We start from the raw sequence: 21,345 nt of genomic DNA, 5'->3' as shown, positions 1-21,345 counted from the left end.
GGCCGCGCTGCTGGCCCCCGCACCTCAGCGCCGGTGCGTTGCCGCCACCCGCGCGGCCTCTTCGTAGATCCCGGTCAGCAGGTTGAGCGCGCGTGTCGCCTCGGCCAGTTGCTCGGGGAATCCGGGCAGGCTGTTGATCTTCTCGATCAACAGTTTGCGGCGCAGGATGCTGTAGCTGTCGGTGACCCGGCGCCCCTCTTCGGTCGCCTCATAGGTGACGCCGGTCCGCCCGGACCCCTGTTTCTCGACCAGCCCGGCGCCGGTCAGCTTGCGCAGCGAATACTGGATATTGGGGATGTCGTCGCGGTTGGTGAGCCGTGCCAGTTCCTTGATCGACTTGGGCCGGTCGTTCATCCGGATGATGTGCAAAAGCGCGTTCTCCGGCCCGCTCGCCGCCAGGTCGCAGACCGAAGCCAGACACTCCGACTGCCAGCGCCCGAATCCCTCGAACGCCCGCATCAGGGCAAACTCCGCCTCGGTCGTGCTGACCTCGCCGGGGTCGCCCGAGAGGTGCCAGAGAAAATCCGGCCCATCGTCGGACTCGCTGTTTTTTGATGCATTCACAAGCATTTCCCTCCGGACAGCGAGTTTCCCGCAGCGATGCGGGTGGTGCAATGTAATTTTTAAATAGACTTTCAAGTTAAAAATCCACAGTATTTCCACGTCCAACACGGAGATACATGCAATGACAACTAATTTGATGATGAAAAGAGACGGCTTCAAGCTCGGCACCTTCTCGTCCAACTGCTCCTCGGGGATGACCGTGACCAAGGCGCCGGAACGCTGGAACAACAGCTGGGAGAACAACCTCAGGCTCGGCAAGATGCTGGATGCGGCGGGCATCGACTTCATGCTGCCGATCGCCCGCTGGATCGGTTATGGCGGCGAGACCGACTTTCACGGCGGCGTGCTGGAGACGATGACATGGGCCGCCGGTCTGCTGGCCCATACCCAGAACCTGACCGTCTTCGCCACCATCCACACCGCCGCCAACAACCCGGTGGTGGTGGCCAAGCAGATCGCCACCATCGACCAGATCGGCAAGGGGCGCGCCGGGCTGAACATCGTGGCCGGCTGGAACAAGCCGGAGTACGAGGCGCTGGGGCTGACCCTGCCCGACGATCACGAGACCCGCTATGGCTATGCGCAGGAGTGGCTCGACGTGATCCGCAAGCTGTGGGAATCGGAAGAATATTTCGACTGGGACGGCAAGTACTTCAACCTCAAGCACGTGGCGGGCGACCCCAAGCCGTTGAGCGGCACGGTGCCGATCCTGAACGCCGCCGGATCGCCGCAGGGCCGTGATTTCGCCACCGACAACGCCAACTACCTGTTTACCCCCGCAATCGACCTGGCCCGGTCCAGGGACGAGATCCAGGAGTTGAAGGAACAGGCGCGCGGCAAGGGCCGCGATGTCGGCGTGCTGACCTTCAGCCACGTGATCTGCCGCGAGACCGAGGCAGAGGCGCGCGCCTATCAGAAATACATCACCGACGACAACGCCGACTGGGAGGCGGTCGACAACCTGGTCAACCTGCAGTTCGCCCATGCCCACAGTTTCCCGCACGACCTGCTGGCACAGATCCGCTATTTGATGGCGCAGGGGCACGGCGGTTTCCCCCTTGTCGGCACGCCGCAGCAGGTGGCCGAGGGGATCATCAAACTGCATGAAACCGGGTTCGCCGGCAGCACGCTTTCCTTCGTCGATTACGCCGAGGAATTCCCCTTCTTCCGCGACAACGTGCTGCCGATCCTGGCCGAAGCGGGAATCCGGTGAACGCGATGACCCCGATCACCGACCCCGACGCCAAGAGCTTCACCGGCGCGATGCGCGCGCTGGTCGGCAACTGCTCGGTGCTGACGGTGGGAGATGGCGCCGAGCGCACCGGCCTCGTCGTCACCTCGGCGATCTCGCTCTCGGCGGAGCCGCCGCTGTTGCTGGCCTGTGTGAACCGCAGCGCGTCGAGTTGGCCGATGTTCGAACGCTACGGGCGGTTCGGCTGGTCCTCGCTGGGCAAGCAGCACGAAGAGGTGGCCAAACGCTTCAGCGGGTTCGGCGGCGTCAAGGGGGCGGACCGCTACGCCGGGGCCGGTTGGGTGACGGCGGTGACCGGCGCGCAGCTGCTGGCGGATGCGCCCGCCGCCTTCGACTGCGAGGTCGAGGAAATGATCGACCGGGCCACCCATTCCATCGTGATCGGACGGGTGCGGGCGGTGATCACCAACCCGGACCAGGGCGCGCTGGTCTATTGGGACGGCGGGTTCCGCAGGCTGGCCGCCTGAACCGTACATTCCGGCGCCGGTTCCGTACGTTTTCGAACCGGCGCCGCTCTTTGCTGCCGGTGGCGCGCCTCTCCCCGTCGCGCCGCCGGACCCTGACCCGGCCGGGCCGGTCCCGCGCGGGGTCTTTTTTCGATCCCGGACGCCAGCGCAAAAAAAGCGCGCCGCCAAAGCGACGCGCCTTCGGTTTTCCGACAGGGGGATCGTGCCCCCTGCCCGTTCAGTCCCGATCAGGCCATATCGAAGCGGTCGGCCTCCATCACCTTGGTCCAGGCGGCGACGAAGTCCTTGGCGAACTTCTCCTTGTTGTCGTCCTGGGCATAGACCTCGGCATAGGCGCGCAGGACCGAGTTCGAACCGAACACCAGATCGACGCGGCTCGCGGTCCACTTGGTCTCCCCGGATGTGCGATCGACGATGTCGTAGGAATTGCTGCCGGTCGGATTCCACTGATAGGCCATGTCGGTCAGGTTGACGAAAAAGTCATTGGTCAGCGCGCCGACGCGGTCGGTGAACACGCCATCCATGCTGCCGCCGTGGTTGGCGCCGATCACCCGCATGCCACCAACCAGCGCGGTCATTTCATGCGCGGTCAGCCCCATCAACTGGGTGCGGTCGAGCAGCAGTTCCTCGGCGGTGACGACGTAATCCTTCTTCTGCCAGTTGCGATAGCCGTCGGCCAGCGGTTCCAGAACATCGAAGGAGGCGGCGTCGGTCTGCTCCTCGGTCGCGTCGCCACGGCCCGGGGCGAAGGGCACCGTGATGTCGAAACCTGCCGCCCGTGCCGCCTGTTCGACACCGAGATTGCCGGCCAGCACGATCACATCTGCGACGCTGGCGCCGGTTTCCGCCGCGATTGGCTCCAGCACCGACAGCACCCTGGCCAGACGCTCGGGCTCGTTGCCCTCCCAGTCCTTCTGCGGTGCCAGCCGGATGCGCGCGCCATTGGCGCCGCCGCGATAATCCGACTGGCGGAAGGTGCGGGCGCTGTCCCAGGCCGTCGCCACCATCTCGGCTGCGCTCAGGCCGCTGGCGGCGATCTTGGCCTTGACCGCGCCGATGTCATAGGCGGTGGAGCCCGCGGGCACCGGATCCTGCCAGATCAGATCCTCGGCCGGAGCCTCGGGACCGACGTAGCGGGCCTTGGGGCCCATGTCGCGGTGGGTCAGCTTGAACCAGGCGCGGGCAAAGGCCTCGTCGAATTCCTTGGGGTTCTTGTGGAACCGCTCCGAAATCTCGCGATAGGCCGGGTCCATTTTCATTGCCATGTCCGCATCGGTCATGATCGGGTTGTGACGGACCGAGGGATCGGAGGCATCGACCGGCCTGTCCTCGTCCTTGATGTCGACCGGCTCCCACTGCCAGGCTCCGGCGGGGCTCTTCTTCAGCTCCCACTCATGGTTCAGCAGCAGATCGAAATAGCCGTTGTCCCATTGCGTCGGGTTGGTGGTCCAGGCGCCCTCGACGCCGGAGGTCACGGCGTTGGCTGCCTTGCCGCCCATGTTGGGGTTGCTCCAGCCGAGGCCCTGCGCTTCAAGTCCCGCGCCTTCGGGTTCGGCGCCCAGCAGGGCGGCATCGCCGTTGCCGTGGGCCTTTCCGACAGTGTGGCCGCCGGCCGTCAGGGCGACGGTTTCCGCGTCGTCCATCGCCATCCGCGCGAAGGTCTCGCGCACCTGGGCGGCGGTCTTCAGCGGGTCGGGCTGGCCGTTGACGCCTTCGGGGTTCACGTAGATCAGGCCCATTTGCACGGCGGCCAGCGGGTTTTCCATGCTGTCCGGCTTGGCGACATCGTCATAACGCTCGTCCGAGGGCGCCAGCCACTCTTTCTCGCTGCCCCAGTAGACGTCCTTCTCCGGGTGCCAGATATCCTCGCGGCCGAAGGAGAAGCCGAAGGTTTTGAAGCCCATCGATTCATAGGCCACGTTGCCGGCCAGGATGATCAGGTCGGCCCAGGAGATCTTGTTGCCGTATTTCCTCTTGATCGGCCAGAGCAGGCGGCGCGCCTTGTCGAGGTTGCCGTTATCCGGCCAGCTGTTCAGCGGCGCGAACCGCTGGTTGCCGGTGCCGGCGCCGCCACGGCCATCGGAGACGCGGTAGGTGCCCGCGGCATGCCAGGCCATGCGGATCATCAACCCGCCGTAGTGGCCCCAATCGGCCGGCCACCAGTCCTGGCTGTCGGTCATCAGCGCGGTCAGATCCTTTTTCAGCGCGTCCACGTCCAGCGTTTTCAGCTCTTCGCGATAGTCGAAATCCTCGCCCATCGGATTGGTCTTGCTGTCATGCTGGTGCAGAATGTCGAGGTTCAGCGCCTTCGGCCACCACTCCACCACCGATTTGTCGTTGGCCGTGATGGCCCCGTGCATGACCGGGCATTTGCCGATATCGTTTCCGTCCATAACTCTCTCCCATTTCATCGCTATGCTGCAAACGCGCCAAAGGCAGCGCGGCCCCAAGGACATTGCGCGCCTTTTCTCTGGAATCGTTCTAACAAATCCGCGCCATTGGGATAAGTTCTATTTGTTGATCGGAGCGATAATCTTTGACTATGGATCTACCGAGGCGGGCCGCATCAGGCCACGACGCCGCACCGATGGGAAATCGCGCCCATCGGTCGGAATGCCCCGCTTACGCGGCCAGCCAGCCGTCGAGCTTTGCCTTGTCCGGCAGGCCGCCCGCATGGACCAGCTTGCCATCGACCGCGATTCCGGGCGTCGACATGACACCGGCCATGGCGATCTGGCGCGGATCGGTGACCTTTTCGACCGCGACCTCGACGCCCAGGCGCTCTGCCGCCTCCTGGATCATTTGCGCGGTGGCTTCGCAGCGTTTGCAGCCGGGGCCATAGACTTTGACGGGTTTCATGGATGTCTCCTCAGAAAATCAGGTTGAACAGAAAGCCGACGGCGAGGATGCCGGAGGCGACGGTGCCGATGAAGACCGCGATCAGCCGCAGGGTCAGCACCTGGCGCAGGATGATCATCTCGGGCAGCGACAGGGCGATCACGCTCATCATGAAGGCCAGCACCGTGCCCAGCGCGGCGCCCTTGCCCAGCAGCGCCTCGACGATGGGAATGACACCGGCGGCATTGGTGTACATCGGGATACCCATGACGACGGCGGCGGGCACCGACCACCAGGCGTCGGCGCCCATGATCCGGGCCATCAGATCTTCGGGCACATAGCCGTGGATCAACGCGCCCATGCCGATGCCGGCGATGATCCAGACCCAGACCCTGGCGAAGATCTCGCGCACCGCCTCGATGCCCAGCCCGTAGCGGTCGGTCATGGTCAGGCGTTCGCCGTCGGGCAAGTCAGGGGCATTGGCGCCGGAATGGATGTCGCGCACCCAGTCCTGCAACCAGCCCTCCAGGTGCAGCTTGCCGATCACGAAGCCGGCCAAGATCGCGATGCCAAGCCCGAAGGCCAGATAGGTCACCGCCACCTGCCAGCCGACCAGCCCGAACAGCAGCACCAGCGCCACCTCGTTCACCATCGGCGCCGCGATCAGGAAGGAAAAGGTCACGCCCAAAGGCACCCCCGCCGAAACGAAGCCGATGAACAGTGGCACCGCCGAGCAGGAGCAGAACGGGGTCAGGATGCCGAGGCCCGCCGACATCACGTTGCCAAGACCCTCGCGCTTGCCCGAGAGCAACGCGCGGGTCTTTTCCGGGCTGAAGAAACTGCGCACGACACCCATCGCGAAGACGATCAGCGTCAGCAGCATCATCACCTTGGGCACGTCGTAGAAGAAAAAGGCCAGCGCCTCGCCGGTGTGGCTGTGCCGATCGACCGGGAGTTGCGCCACCAGCCATTCGGACAGGGGCACAAGCTGGTGATAGACCAGCCACCAGGCCACGGCAAAACCCGCCACGCCGAGGTGCCACTGCCATTCCGGCCGCGCCGGGTGCGGCGTTGTTACATCGCTTGTCATGCTGCTTTCCTGTCTTCGTTCTTGCGGCAGGCCAGAACCGCCGCGACTGCCGCCGCGATATCCGCCGGAAGATCCGGATTGATCCGGTAACGTACCCATTGCGCGTCGCGCCGGTCGACCACCAGCCCAGCCGCCTTCAGCACCCCCATGTGCCGCGACATCCGCGATTGCGTGGCACCGCAACGCTCCATCAACTCGCAGACACAATGCTCGCCGTGATCGGCGAGGATATGCATCGCGCTGAGGCGCGTCGGTTCGGCAAGTGCGCTGAGAACGTTCAGAATCATATCAACCTCCGCTTATGCGCATATACGCATAAGCTAGGCCGACATCAAGATCCGTTCGCGACGATCCCTCTTTCCCATGCCGCAGCGGCGAGGGCACGGGCAGGGGCGCGAGGCCCGGGTTGCAGTTTACAGCGGCCTACCGATTGTTGCAGGCTGCAGGCAAAGGTTTTGGTTTGAGTAAAGGGATTCTTGGCAATGACATCCTCAGTCGATGACGCGGCAGGCCGGGGCAGGTCCGAAAAGGACATGTCGGCCAAGAAGGATGCAAAACCGTCCGACGAAAAGCCCGACGCCCGCAGGCAGTCGCGCATGGAGCGGCTCAAGAAGAAAGTGCGCAAACTGCAGGGCAAGAACCCCGATATCTACCCGATGTGGTAGCCGTAACCGGGGTTTCCCCCATTTCTCGCGGGAGACGGAATGACCATTCTTGCAACCCTGTTCTGGGGCGTTCTCTTTTTCACGGTCTGGGTTCCGGTTGCCGTCCTTGTGCGCGTGGTGTCGGGACGGCGGCTGGTCATCCGGCATGAGGCCGACCGGCAGAGCCTTTGGCAGCCCCGCAGGACCGGCGCCTTTCGCGACATGGACCGGATGCGCTGAAGTGACGCGGGTGGTCCGGAAATCCTGCGATCCGGGACAAACCGGGGCGAGGCGATGAAGGTTCTCGGGCTCTCGGCGTTCTATCATGACAGCGCCGCGGCGCTGGTCGATGGCGGCGAGATCATCGCCGCCGCCCAGGAGGAGCGGTTTACCAGGCGCAAGTTCGATCCCGGCTTTCCCGCCCAAGCGATCGGCTATTGCCTCGAACAGGCAAACTGCGGGCTGGGCGATATCGACCATGTCGTTTTCCACGAAAAGCCGGTTCTGAAATTCGGCCGGATGATGCGCGGCTTTGCCGATTTCGCGCCGCGCGGGTTCTGGTCCTTCCGGCAGGCCGTGCCGCTCTGGCTGGGGGGGAAGCTCTGGCAAAAGCGGCAGATCCTCCGGGAACTGGAGGCGCTGTTCCCGGGATCCGGCCATTCGGCAAAGCTGCTCTTTGCCGAGCATCACCAGAGCCATGCGGCGTCGGCCTTCTACCCGTCGCCCTTTGACGAGGCGCTGGTGCTGACCCTGGACGGCGTGGGGGAGTGGGCGACGGCCTCGGTCTGCCTTGGCAAGGGCGCGGAGCTGGTGCCTGAACTGGAGCTCCAGTTCCCGAATTCGCTCGGGTTGCTCTATACGGCGGTCACGCAGTACCTGGGCTTCAAGGTCCTGTCGGGGGAATACAAGGTCATGGGGCTCGCGCCCTATGGCACGGCCCGTTTCCGCGATCTGTTCTTCGATCACCTGGTGGACCTCAAGGAGGACGGCAGCTTTACGCTCGACCAGCGCTATTTCGACTATTGCGTCGGGCAGTCGATGATTTCCGAAGCCTTCGGCGCGCTGTTCGGGCAACCGACACGCCGCGGCGAGGACGAACCGCTGACGCAGTTTCACATGGATGTGGCGGCCTCGCTCCAGGCGGTGACCGAGGAGATCGTTCTGCGCATGGTCCGCGCAATGATGCGGCGCTACGACCAGCGCAACCTATGCCTCGCGGGCGGGGTTGCGTTGAACTGCGTCGCCAACGGGCGGATCCTGCGCGAGACCGGTGTCGAACGCTTGTGGATCCAGCCCGCGGCGGGCGACGCCGGCTGTGCACTGGGCGCAGCGCTGGCGGCGACGCATCAGCACCTTGGCCAGCCGAGGCGGGCACCCAACGGCACGGATGCGATGAAAGGCGCCTACCTGGGGCCGGATTTCCCGCAACCGGAGATCGAGGCGCGCCTTGGCCGCGCCGGAGCCGTCAGCGAAACCCTCGCCGAGGGGGAGATGATTGCCAGGACAGCAGAGGCCCTGGCCTCGGGCAAGGCGGTGGGCTGGTTCCAGGGGCGGATGGAGTTCGGGCCAAGGGCGCTCGGGGCGCGGTCGATCCTCGCCGATGCGCGCTCGGAAACGATGCAGAGGGTTCTGAACCTCAAGGTCAAGAACCGCGAGAGCTTTCGCCCCTTCGCGCCGGTGGTGTTGGAAGAGGACGTGTCGGAGTGGTTCGAGCATGACGGCGAAAGCCCCTACATGCTGATCACCGCGCCGGTACGCGCGGAGCATCGCCTTGATACCGCAGGGGGCGCCGGCGAGGACATTCTGGACCGGCTGAACCGGGTGCGTTCGACCATTCCGGCGGTGACCCATGTGGATTTCTCGGCGCGGCTGCAAACGGTCAGCCGGCGGACCAATCCGCGCCTGCACAGCCTGCTGAGCGCGTTCAAGGAGAGGACAGGCTGCCCGATCCTGGTGAATACCAGCTTCAACGTGCGGGGGGAGCCGATCGTGTGCACGCCAGAAGACGCGTTCCGCTGTTTCATGGGCACCGAGATCGACATGCTGGTGGCGGGAACCAGCGTACTGGACAAGGCGAGGCAGGATCCGGCATTGCAGCTGGATTACAAAAGCGCCCTGGACCCGGATTGAACAGGAAGGGGCACGGCATGGGCATCAGCAGAGGCGCAAGGGGGGTCGCAAGGCGCCTGTTGCTGTTCATGGGCCTTGGCGGTGCCCTGGCCCGGTATCGCGCCTGGCGTCTCGACAGGTCGGAGATTGTCGAGGTCACGCCTCTGGCAGGACCGGCGGCGACAGGCCGCAAACCCGCGCCGGGCGCGCATTTGCTGGCCTGCGACGCCCGGACGGCCCTGCATGTGCCCGGCAGCACCAGCCTGACCTATGGCAGCGACACCAGCGAAACCGTCGAGTATCGTTTCAATTCCGCCGGGTATCGCAGCGAGGAGCTGGACCCAAAGGCACGGATTCGGGTTCTTCTCGTGGGGGAAAGCCACGCCCTGGGCAATGGCGTTCCATTCGAGCAGACCCTCGGCCAACGCTTCAAGACTCATCTGGCCCTTGCGCTGACCTTGCCCGAAGAGGCGATCAACGTGATCAACCTCTCCGCCGGGGGAACCTCGGCCGATTATTGCGCGCGAACGCTGATCCGGCAGGTGGATATCGTTGCGCCTGACCTTGTCCTGTGCCTGTTCCCGGAGCCGGACCGGATCGAGGATTATTCGGCCAATCGGGTGAAAAGCTACAAGGTTGCGGGCATCGACCCGGAGCAACTCGAAACGGCGCCGATCCCGGTTCAGGGGTTCATCGACCTTTACAATGTTCATTTCGGACGCATGAACATGGCCAGGAACGCCCTGCTGATCCAGTCGATGTGCCGCCTGCGCGGGATCGAGAACATCATCGTTTCGGATGAATTGCGGCCGAGGCATTTCCGGACACCGGTTCTCCAGCCGGTTTATGCGCAACTGGATCGGGGCCGACTTCTGTTGCACAGTTTCTTCGCGAACCGCGCCGACCTGGCGGCTGACGGAATGCATGCAGGGGTGCGCACCCATGAGGCGGTGGCTATCATGATGCTTGCCCGCTACGCGGCGCTTCTCAAGGCCGGGGGCCAAGCGGAGCGCGGCGGCCGGCTGTCGGATTATGTCCGGCGGCTGAAAAAGGACAGCGAGGACTGGAAGTTCGTGCGGCACGCGCAAAAGGGATGAGCCTGCCGCCATTCCGCACAACCAGGGGCGGAACACCGCGAAGGAGTCAGGGGACCTGATCATGGACCAAAGCACACTCGACGCCGGCGCGGCCGAGACCGGCAAGGCGGGCCCGGCCTTTGACTGGGAAAACTGCTGGTACCCGGTGTCCTTTCTCGAGGACCTTCCCCGCGACAAGCCGAGCCAGGTTTCGATCTACGATACCGGGCTGGTGCTGTTCTTTGACGGCTCCGGCCAGCTGAACTGCCTGCGCGACCTGTGCCCGCACCGGATGGCGCGGCTTTCGGACGGGCAGATCGTCGATGGCAGGCTGGAATGCCTCTATCACGGCTGGCAGTTCGACGGCGCCGGCGACTGCCAGTTGATCCCGCAGATGCTGGAAGGCCGGGATTACCCGATCCGCTCCTGCGTGCGGCGCTACGCGCTGGAAATCGTCGACGGGATCGTCTGGGTCTGGGCCGGCGCGGCGGATGCGGCCGATGCGTCGCTGATCCCGGCCGGGCAGGCATCTGGCGCGGAAGGGATTACCGCGGTGACCTTCCAGATGGACCTGCCCTATGACCAGAGCTACCTGATCGAGAATGTCATCGACGTGGCACATATCCACATCGCGCATCACGGCGTGCGCGGCGGCGGGTTGCGCCAGGCCGCCAGCCCGCTGAAGTTCGAGATCATCCACAGCGGCTTGGACGGCATCCGCGCCACCTATCGCCATATCGGTCTGCACCGGGACGAGGACGCGCCGGAGATGGGCGCGGCGCATGTGGCGTTCGTTGCCCCCAATCTGGTCCGCTATACCTCGGAATACGCAGATGCCGATCTGGTGGCCGGGCTCGATCTGTTTTCCCTGCCGATGGGCAAGGGGCGCTGCCGGTTGCTCTATCGGAAGTACAGCAATTTCACCGGCCTGCTGGAGCGGATGAAGCCGCGCTGGCTGGAGCACCAGTCGCAGATCCTGATCCTTGAGCAGGACATGGGCGTGGTCGTCGGCCAGCACCGGGAGATCGAGGCGGCCGACCGCCCCCTCAGCAAGTCCTGGCTGCCGATCAAGACATCGGACCGCCTGGTTGTGGAATACCGCCGCTGGCTCGATCGCCATGGCGCGGCGCTGCCGTTCTATCGCGGCTTTACCACCGCCAGGAACAGCGGCGTCGCCCCGGACGAGGTCAACGTACCGCAGGACCGGCACCGGCTGCACACCGCGATCTGTTCGAGCTGCCAGCGCCTGTTGCGCCGGATCGACCTCGGGATCAGGGCGCTGGCGGCCCTGTCGGCAGCGGCGGCGGCGGTGGCCATTCTCAGCAGCGGTGTGGGGCTCCGGGCCGCGCTGGTTGGGGTGGCGCTGCTGTCCCTGCTCGCAATCGCCGGGCTGCGCCATGCCCGCAATTATCTTTAGGAGACCAGGATGACCCACCCCGCCTCGGTGACCGACAGGGTCCGGGATTTCTACCGCGACATGCCGTTCAACTTCTACTCCGACGCTGGCGTGGCCGCCGACAGCATCGCCCGCAACCCGATCGCCGCCTATCCTGATCTCGACGCGCTGCTGGAAGAAGACGAGATTGCCTCGGTGCTCGAACTCGGCTGCGGGGCGGGCTGGGCCGCGAACACCATGGCCAGCCGCTACGGCAAGAGGGTTACGGCGGTGGATTTCACCGCCCCCGCCCTGGACCGCGCCCGCGATGTCGCCGGACGCCTGGGCACATCGGACAGGGTCGATTTCGTCGAAAGCGATCTCTTCGCGTTTGAAAGCGCCGCGCCCTTCGATCTCGTCGTCAGTATCGGGGTCCTGCACCACACCCGCGATTGCCGCGCCGCTTTTGCCCATGCCGCCCGTATGGTCGCCCCCGGCGGGTTCCTCTTCGTCGGGCTCTACCACCTTTATGGCCGGCGGCCGTTTCTTGACCTGTATCGGGGGATTTGCACGCGAGAAGGCGAGGACGCCGCGTTTTCCCGCTTCCGGGACTGCGCCGAGACGCTGAGCGATGAAACCCATCTGCGCTCGTGGTTCCGCGACCAGGTCCTGCATCCGCACGAAACCCAGCATACGCTGGCCGAGGTCTGGCAATGGCTGGACGACGAGGGGTTAGCGCTCTTGTCCACCAACCTCAACCGATACGCCGAAGTCGAGGACCGCGCCACGCTTGAGGTGCAAGAAAAGGCGCAGGAGGCCCTGTCATTGCGGCGCAACCGCGACGAAGGCCGCTTCTTTCCGGGATTTTTCACCGTTCTGGCACAACGCGACCCGTAAAAGGCCGCAGGCCAGATCCCACGGCAACCCGGCCTTCCGTCTCGGCGGGTACGGTTTCCCGAAACAGCAACCCCGCCGCGCCGGGCGCGACGGAGACGCCCGCAAGGTGCGAGTAATGCGGGCGAAAGCCGTGATGACGAAGGGACTTTGATGCTGTGACCGCCCCCCCCCGACTGCATCGATGTGCCAAGGTGGGTCTGCAATGATCCACAAAGGAGGTCGGTCATGTCGGACAATACCACGGCCGGGCTCGATCTGGCGAAGAACGTGCTTCAGGTTCATGGAGGCGACGGCGCGGGTCGAGCGGTCACAGCACCAAAGCTGCAGGTCGGGCCGGCGGGTGCATCGCCGGCCTATTCGACCAGCTGGCCATCGCTGTAGATCAGCAGGTTCTCGGCCGGGACGGTGACGCCAAGGGCGCTGCCGGGACCGGGGGCCGTGCCGGTCGGTGTGCGCACCCGCATAGGCCGTGCGGACCCGGTCGGCACCGATCCGGCCCACGATATCGGTCCACTCGGCGGCGACGCCATCAAGCGCCTCCTGCGGGCTTGCCTCGCCCGACATCGCCCTGGCCACGCCGGCCGCGAGCGACGACATGAACTCGCCCACGCCGGGAACCCGCAGATCGAACACCTGGTTGGTGCCGCCGTCGATCGAGGCCAGCGTCGAGGTGTAGCTTTCGGCCACGCCGGCATCCCACCCCATCAGGTCCTCGTAGAGTGCGGGGTCGAAATGGCTGGCGCGGTAGGGGTTCACCCCATAGCGGCCGATCTGCAGGTCATGCAGGGTGTTGGCCTCGTTCGAGAAGAAGCACAGGTAGTCGAACGCCATGTCCTGGTTGGCGCTGGCCGAGGCCACCGCCGATGTCCAGCCCCAGGTGACGTAGGGCGCCCGGTTGGGGGTGTCGAAGTGATCCCACTGGCCGGTATCGCGGTTCCAGACCTCCTGCGCGCCCGGCAGCGGCGCGGTCAGCACCTTGTTGCGGATCAGGCTGTCTTCCTGCATCGCCTGAATGAAGGCGTCGTCCCAACTGTAGGACATCAGCGTCTGGCCGCCGCCGAACGAGAAGATTTCGTCGCCCAGGCCAAACGAGGTGCCGCCCGGTGGCATCGATGTCTGCGCATCCACGAAAAGCTCAAGTCCGCGCACCCAGCCGGGGGTGTTGACCAGCGGCGTCATCGTCTCGAGATCGAAGAAGAAGCCGCCCTTCACGTCGGGGTGCTTGGCATAGGGCGCCACCCGGCTGATGAAGGCCGAGAACATCAGGTCGTCGCGCTTGGTCACCTCGGCGGTGCCGAAATTCGGCTGGCCATCGCCGTCGAAGTCCATGTTGTTGAACACCGAGGCGACCTCGTTGTACTCCGTCCAGGTCGCAGGCACCGTCAGGTCGCGGCCGGTCTTGTCCTTGAAGTAAGCCTGCATCTCAGGGTTCGAGAACACGTCGGCACGATACTTCAGATAGTGGCGGTCGCCATCCATCGTGTAGTCGAGCATCTTGCCGTCCCAGGTCGCGACCCCCTTGTAGGTGGGCGTGACGGCCGCCATGCCCGAGGTCTCCTGGTACGACTGCGGAACTTCGGCAAAATAGGGGTTGAAGTCCCCGAGCCAGAGCGAGGCGAAGAACAGCACGTCATAGGCCGCCTGCTGGGTCTGGAACGGGATCATGATCCGCTGGAACAGATCGCCGAACGGCACATGCACCACGTTGACCGTCGCCCCGGTGAGGTCCTGGAACTGCTGCGCGTGCAGGTCGGTGGGCTCGCCGATGACCGGGATCGCGTGGGTGATGATGTTGAGCGTCCGCCCGGAGTAATCCTTGGCATCCATCGCCGCATAGCTACAGGCGCCCGGCACGTCCTTGTCGATGCCGTATCCGGTGTAATCCCCGGCCCGCGCGGCACCGGCAGCAGCGCCGATCACCGTGGTGGCCAGCAGGGCCCTTCGCAGGGTCTTTCTGGTCGTTGATGTCATCTTTTCCTCCCGTTGACATTGTTGTTTCTGCGCACCCGCTCAGGGGATGAGCACAGCGCGACCGTGGATCTTGCCTTGGTTGAGGTCTTGCAGCGCCTGGTTGGCGTCGGCGAGCCGGTAATCCCGGGTGTCCAGTTCGACCAGGCCGCGATCGGCCAGCGCCATCAACTCGGTGAGTTCGGCCCAGGTGCCGACCAGGTTGCCGATGATGTTCTTCTCGGTGATGATCATCTCGACCGTGGGCACGCGAATGTCTTCGCCGTAGCCGACGATGTAGTAGTTGCCCATGTTCCGGGTCATCGCGAGGCCCTTCGAGGTGGTGCCCTTTTCGCCCACGAAATCGATCACCGCCTCGGCGCCAAGGCCGCCGGTCAGCGACAGCACCGCCTCGACCTCGCCGCCATCGGCCTTGACCAGGTGATCGGCGCCGTACCTTCCGGCCATCGCCAGGGCGTCTTCGGAGATGTCGATGACGATGATGCGGGCCGCGCACATCGCCCGGAGCACCTGCACGCCGATGTGACCGAGCCCCCCGGCGCCGATCACCACGGCGGTCTGGTCCGGCAGCAGGATCTGCGCCGCCTTCTTGGCGGCATGGTAGGCGGTGAGGCCGGCGTCGGAATAGGGCGCCACGTCTTTCGGCGCCAGCGTCTTGGGAAGCGCCACGAGGTTGCGCGCCGATGTCTGCAGGTATTCTGCATAGCCGCCATTGGCATCCAGCCCTGGAAAGGCGCCGTCGCCGTGCATGTCGTGCCCGCGGCGGCAGGCCATACAGGTGCCGTCCGACCGCTTCGGGTGCACGATCACCGGGTCGCCGACCTTGAAGCCTTCGACTTCGGGACCGACCTCTTCCACCCAGCCAGCGTTTTCGTGGCCCATGATGAGCGGCAGCAGCGCATCGCCGGTCGGGTCGGTGATCGGCTTCCAGACCCCTTCGATGATGTGCAGGTCGGTGCGGCAGACCCCGGCTCCGCCGATGCGCACGATCACGTCGGTGTGCTTCTCGATTTTCGGGTCCGGCACGTCTTCCAGCGTTACCCAGGTCGGGGCGGTGAGGGACGTGTCGTAGGTGTGGAGAACTTGTGCTTTCATAGTAAGTGCGCCTTGCGACCACCGCCGGAAGTGACGGCGAAGGCGACAATCGCGGCGGCTTTCGCAGGATGACAAGCCGCGCTGCAGCATCGCGCAATTGCGTGCAGCACGTGAACACTGCCGGCCCCCGCGCGTTCAATCACTGGACAGTTTGCCCGCCTGCGCCGACCGCGAGGGGCCCGTCAGCGGCCCTGTTCACGATCTGGACAGAGCGCCGCGAATCAGTCTTTCGGTTGACAGGTCGCGCGTATCTTCCGCTATGGTCTGCCTCAGCCGGAGACTGGGGAGGGTCTGGCGATGAATTACCAGACGACGCCGCTGACGCGCGCGCGCCATTATCTTGAAACACAGGGGCGGTTCCCGGGCGGGGCGCTGCCCAGCGATATATCCGACAGCTGGCTGCGCAGCCTGTCGCATGGGCTCGACCCGTTGCTGGCTGCGAGCAGGCTGATGCTATCGGAGGCGGAAACGCGCGAGACCAACCAGCGTCATGCCGATCTCATCCGTTTCGCACGCCCCGAGCTGGAGCTGCTGTTCGACCAGATTGCCGGCTCGAATTTCATGATCGCGCTCGGCTCGCCCGAGGGGGTCGTCCTCGACGCCCTGGCCGACACCCAGTTCGCCGAGACCGATGCCGGGCGCATGGTAGTGCCGGGATCGATCTGGACCGAGGAGCTGCGCGGCACCAATGCGCTTGGCATCTGCATGGCCACTGGCCAGCCGGCGCAGGTCTACGGCGGCGAACATTTCATGCGCGACCACCGGGACGTGTCCTGTATCAGCGCCCCGATCTTCGATGGACGCGGCAACCTCACCGGCATGCTTGACGCCTCGTCGCACAGCACCGCACGCCAGCAGCACACTGCGGCGCTGGTGCAGATGTCGGCCAGCAATATCGAGAACAGCCTGCTGCGGTCATCGCACGACCAGCGTGTGGTGCTGCAGTTTCACCCCCGGGCCGAGTATCTGGGCACGCTTTCGGTCGGGATGCTGGTCCTCGAGGAAGATTTCCGTATCCACGCCGTCAATCGCCGCGGCGAGATGTTTCTCACCGGGTTTCCGCAGCTGCGGGGCGAAAGCTTCGACCGGATCTTCGAGCAACGGTTCGAGGACGTGGCCCGCCGCCTCGCCCAGGGCGAGACCCTGCGCCTGCGCGATCGGATGGGCTCGACGGTATCGGTGCGCGCGGTGGCCAACCGGGCGAACTTTGCGCTGGCCGGACGGCTGCGCCCGGACCCGCCGGACAACGCGGCGGCGCATCGCGATACGGCGACGGAACCAAAGAACCGCTTCAAGGACGTGGTGATCGAGGACCCCGAATTGCAGCAGCGCCTGCGCGCGCTGCCCGAGGCTGCACGCCAGGGCAAGCCGATCTTGATCACCGGCGAAACCGGCACCGGCAAGGAGGTGGTTGCCCGTCTGGCCCATGCCGCCTCCGGGCGCAGCGGCCCTTTCATCGTGCTCGACGGGCGGGTTGTTGACGACACCGAGTTCTCTACCACCTTCTTCGGCATCGGCGGCGGCGAGCCCGGTCTGCTCGAGCGTGCCGACGGTGGCTGCCTGTTCCTCGACGAGATCACCGCGCTTCCGATCGCGGCCCAGGCCACGCTCGCGCGCATCCTTGACAGCGGGGAATACCGCCATCCGACGCGCGGAATGCTGCTGCGCTGCGACCTGTTCGTCGTTGCCGCCGCAAGCGAGGATCTCGACCTCGCAATGCATGCGGGCCGGCTGATCCCGGCGCTGCGCTTCCGCGTCGAAGCCCTGCGGATCAACCTGCCGCCCCTGCGGGAACGGTCGGACATCGCGGCACTGGCCAGGCGGATCGCCCGATCCGTTCGGCCGGGGATCGAACTCGGTGACGGGGTGGCCGAGCGTCTTGCCGCGCACGACTGGCCGGGCAATCTCAACGAGCTGCGCGCGGTGATCACCCAGGCAGCACTGTGGCGCGACGCGGACACCCTGCTCTGGGCCGACCTCGACGGAATCCTGCCCAACATGAAGGCCGCCGGTGCGGCCAGCGGGGCCTGCGATCAATGTGCCGGCGTGCCTTGGAAGGAACAGCAATGCTGCAGCATCCGTCACGCGGTCGAACGGCACCGCGGCAATGTCACCGCAGCGGCCCGCGCGCTCGGAATGTCACGCACCACGGTCTACAAGCACATGACCCAGACCTGATATCGGCGGTTCCCATGGGGCCTTCCCGGCCTTTCGGGCGCCTCGCCACCTCAGGCGCAGGATTGGGGACACCTCCCTCGCCCCCTGCGCCGCTTTCTTTTGACAGGGGTTCATTCTGTCGTAGGCTGCGGAAAAGGAGGGCCGTCCCATGCCCAAGGACAACGCATACCGCCCCTTTACTCCGAACCCGGAGTTCATGGCGCTTTGGCCCGAGGGCTATTCGGGCAATGCCATCAACGGGCTGGGCGAGGAAGGGGGGCGGCGACCCACCATGGTCTGGTGGACACCGGACATGGACACGGCCGAGTTCGGCCCGCTGCAGAAATGGTTCTACCAGCGCGAGGAGCCCGACGAGACCATGCTGGAGCTGCGCCGGCTCCGGCGCGAGGCCTGCGAAGCCCCCGACCCGCCGGTTGCCGAAACCCGGGCCGAGCGCAGCCCGGAGGACTGGACCAGCGCACTGCGGGGTTTTGTCGAGTCCGGCGATTGCGAGATGACCGGGGTGGCCCGGATGCGGCCCGAATGGGTATTCGATCACCAGGAGAGCGACCTTCCCAACGTGGTGATGCTCGGCGTGCAGCACATTTATGACGAGCTGCGCCACGTGCCCGCCCTGCGCGGCGGCACGGATGTCACCCGGCAATACTGGCGCGCGGCGGCCGTGTCCAAGAAGGTCGCAGCCTGGCTGCGCGGGCAGGGCTGGCAGGCAGAGGCCGTCACCGGCCCGATGGTGGGCAAGATCCTGATGATCCCGCCGGCGCTGGAATGCGGGTTCGGCGAACTGGGCAAGCATGGATCGCTGATCAACCCCGAATTCGGCTCGGCCTTTCGCCTGGGCGCGGTGCTGACCGATGCGCCTTTTGCGATGACGCCCAAGCGGGAGTTTCGCATTGATGAATTCTGCAGCAATTGCCGGGTCTGCGAAGATGCCTGCCCGCCCTTTGCCATCGCGCCGGAAAAGAAGACGGTGCGCGGCGTCGAGAAGTGGTACGTCGATTTCGACGCCTGCATTCCCTATTTCGCCGAAAGCTCCGGCTGCGCGATCTGCATCGCCGCTTGCCCCTGGTCGCGGCCCGGCGTCGGGTTGAACCTCGCGGCGAAGCTGGAGAAGCGGGCCGAGCGGCTTGGCGGTGGTGCATAGAGACCGCAATTCCAGGCGGTGTTCAAAGCCCCGGCAGCCGTGAGATGCCGCAGGAGAGACCGATGCACCGCTGATCCGGTCAGGTAAGGAAACCAGGTTACGCCATCGCGTATTCCCCCGGAAGGCAGGGAAAGATCGCCCGCCCCGATCTCGGGGCGGGCGGGGGGCGTTTGTGTCAGAGCCTCACTTCCTTGGACTTGAAGGAAATCGCCCGCGTCTCCGGCGTGGCATCCGCGATCTTGCGGATGTCGCCCCAGCAATGCTTGTAATCGGGCAGCACCAGCTCGTTGACGCCGGGGTTGACCACATTGCCCTGGCTGCCGGCCGGAGAGCCGAACACCATCGCAACCTGCCCGCGTTTGGCTGTTGGCGTCGGATAGGCCATGCCCTGGGTCACGCCGTTGTCGTTGACGATCTCCAGCAGGTCGCCCGGGTTCAGGCCAAGGTCGACCATGTCGTCGGGATTCATCTCGACGAAGGGGTGCGGGAAACGATCCTGGATAAAGTCGTTCTCCTGATCCAGGAACTGGTTCTGCCAGAATATGTTGGCGCGGACGTTGTTGATCCAGAACCTGTGCGCGGCCTTCTCGCGCGCCTTGCCCGGTGCCTGCCAGCCGCGCCAGCCGGCGGCACAGAACAACGCCTTGCCGTCGTCGCGCCCGTGCCGGTCGAAGCTGCCGTCAGTATAGAGACGTTCGGTCCCGACCAGTTCGCCGTTCTCATAGCCGACAACCGGCTCCTGCACCCCGTTGTTGCCCATGGCGCGCAGACGATCATAGGTCACCTCCGGGTTGCCCTTGTTGTAGCCGTCCATGAAGGCGTCTTCCTCGGTCGTCCAGTCGTAGCCCTTGAACTGGTCGGCATAGGCATCGTTGCCCATTTCGCGCAGAACGCGTTCCATGTGCTGGGCGACACCGGCCGCGATCAGGCAGTCGGGGCGGGAATTGCCGAACGGGTCCATGTAGCGTTCCGACAGGCGCATCCGGCGTTCGCCGTTCATCGAGGTGAGGTTCATCTCGTTGGCTTCGCAGGCGGGCAGGATGACATGGGCGTTCTGGCCGATCTGGCTGTGGATGATATCCACGTCCACCACGAACAGCCCGCCCGCGTTGATCGCGGCGACGATGGCATCGACCACCTGTTCACGGGTGCCGCCGGCGGCGGCGTCGATGGCGTCCTTGACCATGTCCGAGCGGCGCTTGTGCACCCGCTTGAACTCGGACGCGTTCAGCGTGGTCTTGTAGTGGTCGCAAGCCCAGATGTGATGCACCCCGCCCAGGCCGCGGATCAGGAACTGGTCGATATATTCGGCGGGACGCCCGACATGGGCATCCGATGGCCGATAATACCCCTCCTGATGGCCTCCGAGGCGGCAGACCCCGCCGCCCTCGCGGCCGATGTTGCCGGTGGCCAGCGCGATGTTCACCAACGCGCCGATGGTGCGATAGTTGTCGTTGCCCCAGATGATCCCCTTTTCATAGGCGGTGACACATTTGCGGCGGCTGCCGTCGTCATGCGGCCTGGCAATCCATTCGGCGGCCTTGACGATGTCCTGCGCGGCGACGCCACAGATATCCGCCGCCTCTTCGACCGAGGTGCGACAGGTTGCCATCGCGTAGTCGAGGCTGCCGAGCCCCGCCGGATGGGCCTCGTCCTGGGCCACCGCCTCGCCATTCTGGAAGGTCGAATTGGCGATGAACTCCGCATCCACCCAGCCGTTGTCGACGATAAGGGTCAGCAAGGCGTTGAACAGCGCCATGTCGGTGCCCTCGTTGATCGCGAGATGCAGCACGTTCTCCTTGCCCGCGAATTCCTCGGCCGAGCTGATCGTCAGGGTGCGACGCGGATCGACGGCGATGAACTTCGCCCCGGCCTGAAGCCCGGGCACCATATGGTTGAGGTAAAGGTTGGTCTGGGTCTCCATCGAGTTGGCCCCGACCATGAAGATAGTGTCGGTCAGCTCGTAGTCCTTGTAGGCATAGTTCAGCTCGCCCACGCCCATGTCGCGGGTCGAATGAACCTCGGAGTTGTAGGCCGGGCGGTTGTGGATGCGGCAGTTCCTGATCTTCATGCTCTCGAAGTAGAGCTTGCCGGTGCCCCAGGTGTTCTCATACCCGCCGGCTGAACCGCCATGGTCGAACATCGACACCACGAGATCGTCTTCGGAGCCCTCGGTCACCACCCGCGCCGTCACCCGTGCAACCAGGTCGAGCGCATCGTTCCAGGTGGTGGGCTGCCAGACGCCGTTGCGCCAGACCCGGGGATCGGAGAGCCGCTGTTGCTGCGTGCCGGTCACCTTGGAGGGACGGTTTTCCGCCATCCGGGCGCCGCGGATTGATCCGAGGCCGGAATTGACCACGCAATTCACGTCGGGTTTCACCACCAGGTGCACGTCCTTGCCGCCCTGCCGGACGATGTTGTACATCGACGGCGCGTACCAGGCTTCGGTATCCTGGAATTGCTGCTCGCCCAGATCGACACCGAACTTGTTCTCGGCCGGCGCGGTGCCGCCCTGGCTGTTCATCGGCCAAGTGTAAGCCTTGTAGCCGCAGCCGACGATGCAATAGTGGCAGGTGACGTTATGCTCCGTGGCATTCGCCGGGATGATCGGAAGCCGGTCTATCTGTCTTTTGTAAGCCATGGTTGTTCCC

General features: G+C 65.1%; 17 protein-coding genes and 1 pseudogene. 11 read left to right on the top strand and 7 right to left on the bottom strand.

The genetic code is table 11. The features are described from left to right. Positions 1-24: 24 nt before the first annotated feature. Positions 25-564, bottom strand: a complete 540-nt coding sequence (locus P1U75_RS12175; RefSeq protein WP_300243672.1) for a winged helix DNA-binding protein — start codon at positions 562-564, stop codon at positions 25-27. Positions 565-685: 121 nt separating this feature from the next. On the opposite strand from P1U75_RS12175, the gene P1U75_RS12170 reads away from it, so the two are divergent. Together P1U75_RS12170 and P1U75_RS12165 are read left to right on the top strand one after the other, a co-directional pair. Beyond that, the gene (locus P1U75_RS12170; protein WP_300243670.1) at positions 686-1,777 is read left to right on the top strand and encodes an LLM class flavin-dependent oxidoreductase; all 1,092 of its coding nucleotides are present in this window, start codon (positions 686-688) and stop codon (positions 1,775-1,777) included. A 5-nt stretch (positions 1,778-1,782) separates the two neighbouring features. Continuing rightward, positions 1,783-2,283: a flavin reductase family protein gene (locus tag P1U75_RS12165; protein WP_300243668.1), complete on the top strand. Its 501-nt coding sequence runs from the start codon at positions 1,783-1,785 to the stop codon at positions 2,281-2,283. Between the two features lie 227 nt (positions 2,284-2,510). Here P1U75_RS12165 and katG read toward each other — a convergent pair whose 3' ends face one another. The 4 genes from katG to P1U75_RS12145 form a co-directional block, all read right to left on the bottom strand. Further along, the gene (gene katG / locus P1U75_RS12160) at positions 2,511-4,676 is read right to left on the bottom strand and encodes a catalase/peroxidase HPI (RefSeq protein WP_300243666.1); all 2,166 of its coding nucleotides are present in this window, start codon (positions 4,674-4,676) and stop codon (positions 2,511-2,513) included. A gap of 229 nt (positions 4,677-4,905) precedes the next feature. Next, the gene (locus P1U75_RS12155; protein WP_300243664.1) at positions 4,906-5,142 is read right to left on the bottom strand and encodes a thioredoxin family protein; all 237 of its coding nucleotides are present in this window, start codon (positions 5,140-5,142) and stop codon (positions 4,906-4,908) included. Positions 5,143-5,152: 10 nt separating this feature from the next. Next, a complete protein-coding gene (locus P1U75_RS12150; protein ID WP_300243661.1) occupies positions 5,153-6,211 on the bottom strand; it encodes a permease in 1,059 nt (352 codons plus the stop codon). Beyond that, positions 6,208-6,498, bottom strand: coding sequence for a metalloregulator ArsR/SmtB family transcription factor (locus tag P1U75_RS12145; RefSeq protein ID WP_300243659.1), 291 nt, complete (start codon positions 6,496-6,498; stop codon positions 6,208-6,210). The genes P1U75_RS12150 and P1U75_RS12145 overlap by 4 nt, the downstream gene beginning before the upstream one ends. 195 nt (positions 6,499-6,693) lie before the next feature. On the opposite strand from P1U75_RS12145, the gene P1U75_RS12140 reads away from it, so the two are divergent. The 7 genes and pseudogenes from P1U75_RS12140 to P1U75_RS12110 all read left to right on the top strand — a co-directional run. Further along, the gene (locus P1U75_RS12140) at positions 6,694-6,876 is read left to right on the top strand and encodes a hypothetical protein (RefSeq protein WP_300243657.1); all 183 of its coding nucleotides are present in this window, start codon (positions 6,694-6,696) and stop codon (positions 6,874-6,876) included. A 39-nt stretch (positions 6,877-6,915) separates the two neighbouring features. Next, positions 6,916-7,095, top strand: coding sequence for a hypothetical protein (locus P1U75_RS12135; RefSeq protein ID WP_300243654.1), 180 nt, complete (start codon positions 6,916-6,918; stop codon positions 7,093-7,095). 54 nt (positions 7,096-7,149) lie between these two features. Continuing rightward, positions 7,150-8,985, top strand: a complete 1,836-nt coding sequence (locus tag P1U75_RS12130) for a carbamoyltransferase (protein ID WP_300243651.1) — start codon at positions 7,150-7,152, stop codon at positions 8,983-8,985. A 17-nt stretch (positions 8,986-9,002) separates the two neighbouring features. Next, positions 9,003-10,061, top strand: a complete 1,059-nt coding sequence (locus tag P1U75_RS12125; protein ID WP_300243648.1) for a hypothetical protein — start codon at positions 9,003-9,005, stop codon at positions 10,059-10,061. A 61-nt stretch (positions 10,062-10,122) separates the two neighbouring features. Continuing rightward, positions 10,123-11,457: a Rieske 2Fe-2S domain-containing protein gene (locus P1U75_RS12120; protein WP_300243646.1), complete on the top strand. Its 1,335-nt coding sequence runs from the start codon at positions 10,123-10,125 to the stop codon at positions 11,455-11,457. 9 nt (positions 11,458-11,466) lie between these two features. Next, entirely contained in the window at positions 11,467-12,312 is an 846-nt protein-coding gene (locus tag P1U75_RS12115; RefSeq protein ID WP_300243643.1) for a class I SAM-dependent methyltransferase, read from the top strand. A gap of 225 nt (positions 12,313-12,537) precedes the next feature. Beyond that, positions 12,538-12,639 (top strand): annotated as a pseudogene (locus P1U75_RS12110) (IS110 family transposase); the annotation flags it as partial. Positions 12,640-14,322: 1,683 nt separating this feature from the next. Here the strand turns inward: P1U75_RS12110 and P1U75_RS12105 are convergent. Then, the gene (locus P1U75_RS12105) at positions 14,323-15,375 is read right to left on the bottom strand and encodes an NAD(P)-dependent alcohol dehydrogenase (protein ID WP_300243640.1); all 1,053 of its coding nucleotides are present in this window, start codon (positions 15,373-15,375) and stop codon (positions 14,323-14,325) included. A gap of 297 nt (positions 15,376-15,672) precedes the next feature. Between P1U75_RS12105 and P1U75_RS12100 the strand changes: the two genes are divergently transcribed. Together P1U75_RS12100 and P1U75_RS12095 are read left to right on the top strand one after the other, a co-directional pair. Then, positions 15,673-17,553, top strand: a complete 1,881-nt coding sequence (locus P1U75_RS12100) for a sigma 54-interacting transcriptional regulator (protein WP_300243637.1) — start codon at positions 15,673-15,675, stop codon at positions 17,551-17,553. Between the two features lie 148 nt (positions 17,554-17,701). Further along, complete coding sequence (locus P1U75_RS12095; protein WP_300243634.1) at positions 17,702-18,694, top strand: 4Fe-4S dicluster domain-containing protein; 993 nt, start codon at positions 17,702-17,704, stop codon at positions 18,692-18,694. Positions 18,695-18,869: 175 nt separating this feature from the next. Here the strand turns inward: P1U75_RS12095 and P1U75_RS12090 are convergent, their stop codons facing one another. Then, a complete protein-coding gene (locus P1U75_RS12090) occupies positions 18,870-21,335 on the bottom strand; it encodes an arsenate reductase (azurin) large subunit (protein ID WP_300243632.1) in 2,466 nt (821 codons plus the stop codon). Between the last annotated feature and the right edge of the window lie 10 nt (positions 21,336-21,345).

This window comes from Antarcticimicrobium sp., assembly GCF_029212575.1.
In the GTDB taxonomy this organism is placed as follows: domain Bacteria; phylum Pseudomonadota; class Alphaproteobacteria; order Rhodobacterales; family Rhodobacteraceae; genus Antarcticimicrobium.
This window is presented reverse-complemented; position numbering and strand designations above follow the sequence as displayed.

Coding starts and splice junctions, on each gene's coding strand:
- P1U75_RS12170 (WP_300243670.1), top strand. CDS start 686: ATGACAACTAATTTGATGATGAAAAGAGACGGCTTCAAGCTCGGCACC.
- P1U75_RS12165 (WP_300243668.1), top strand. CDS start 1,783: ATGACCCCGATCACCGACCCCGACGCCAAGAGCTTCACCGGCGCGATG.
- katG (WP_300243666.1), bottom strand. CDS start 4,676: ATGGACGGAAACGATATCGGCAAATGCCCGGTCATGCACGGGGCCATC.
- P1U75_RS12155 (WP_300243664.1), bottom strand. CDS start 5,142: ATGAAACCCGTCAAAGTCTATGGCCCCGGCTGCAAACGCTGCGAAGCC.
- P1U75_RS12150 (WP_300243661.1), bottom strand. CDS start 6,211: ATGACAAGCGATGTAACAACGCCGCACCCGGCGCGGCCGGAATGGCAG.
- P1U75_RS12145 (WP_300243659.1), bottom strand. CDS start 6,498: ATGATTCTGAACGTTCTCAGCGCACTTGCCGAACCGACGCGCCTCAGC.
- P1U75_RS12140 (WP_300243657.1), top strand. CDS start 6,694: ATGACATCCTCAGTCGATGACGCGGCAGGCCGGGGCAGGTCCGAAAAG.
- P1U75_RS12135 (WP_300243654.1), top strand. CDS start 6,916: ATGACCATTCTTGCAACCCTGTTCTGGGGCGTTCTCTTTTTCACGGTC.
- P1U75_RS12130 (WP_300243651.1), top strand. CDS start 7,150: ATGAAGGTTCTCGGGCTCTCGGCGTTCTATCATGACAGCGCCGCGGCG.
- P1U75_RS12125 (WP_300243648.1), top strand. CDS start 9,003: ATGGGCATCAGCAGAGGCGCAAGGGGGGTCGCAAGGCGCCTGTTGCTG.
- P1U75_RS12120 (WP_300243646.1), top strand. CDS start 10,123: ATGGACCAAAGCACACTCGACGCCGGCGCGGCCGAGACCGGCAAGGCG.
- P1U75_RS12115 (WP_300243643.1), top strand. CDS start 11,467: ATGACCCACCCCGCCTCGGTGACCGACAGGGTCCGGGATTTCTACCGC.
- P1U75_RS12105 (WP_300243640.1), bottom strand. CDS start 15,375: ATGAAAGCACAAGTTCTCCACACCTACGACACGTCCCTCACCGCCCCG.
- P1U75_RS12100 (WP_300243637.1), top strand. CDS start 15,673: ATGAATTACCAGACGACGCCGCTGACGCGCGCGCGCCATTATCTTGAA.
- P1U75_RS12095 (WP_300243634.1), top strand. CDS start 17,702: ATGCCCAAGGACAACGCATACCGCCCCTTTACTCCGAACCCGGAGTTC.
- P1U75_RS12090 (WP_300243632.1), bottom strand. CDS start 21,335: ATGGCTTACAAAAGACAGATAGACCGGCTTCCGATCATCCCGGCGAAT.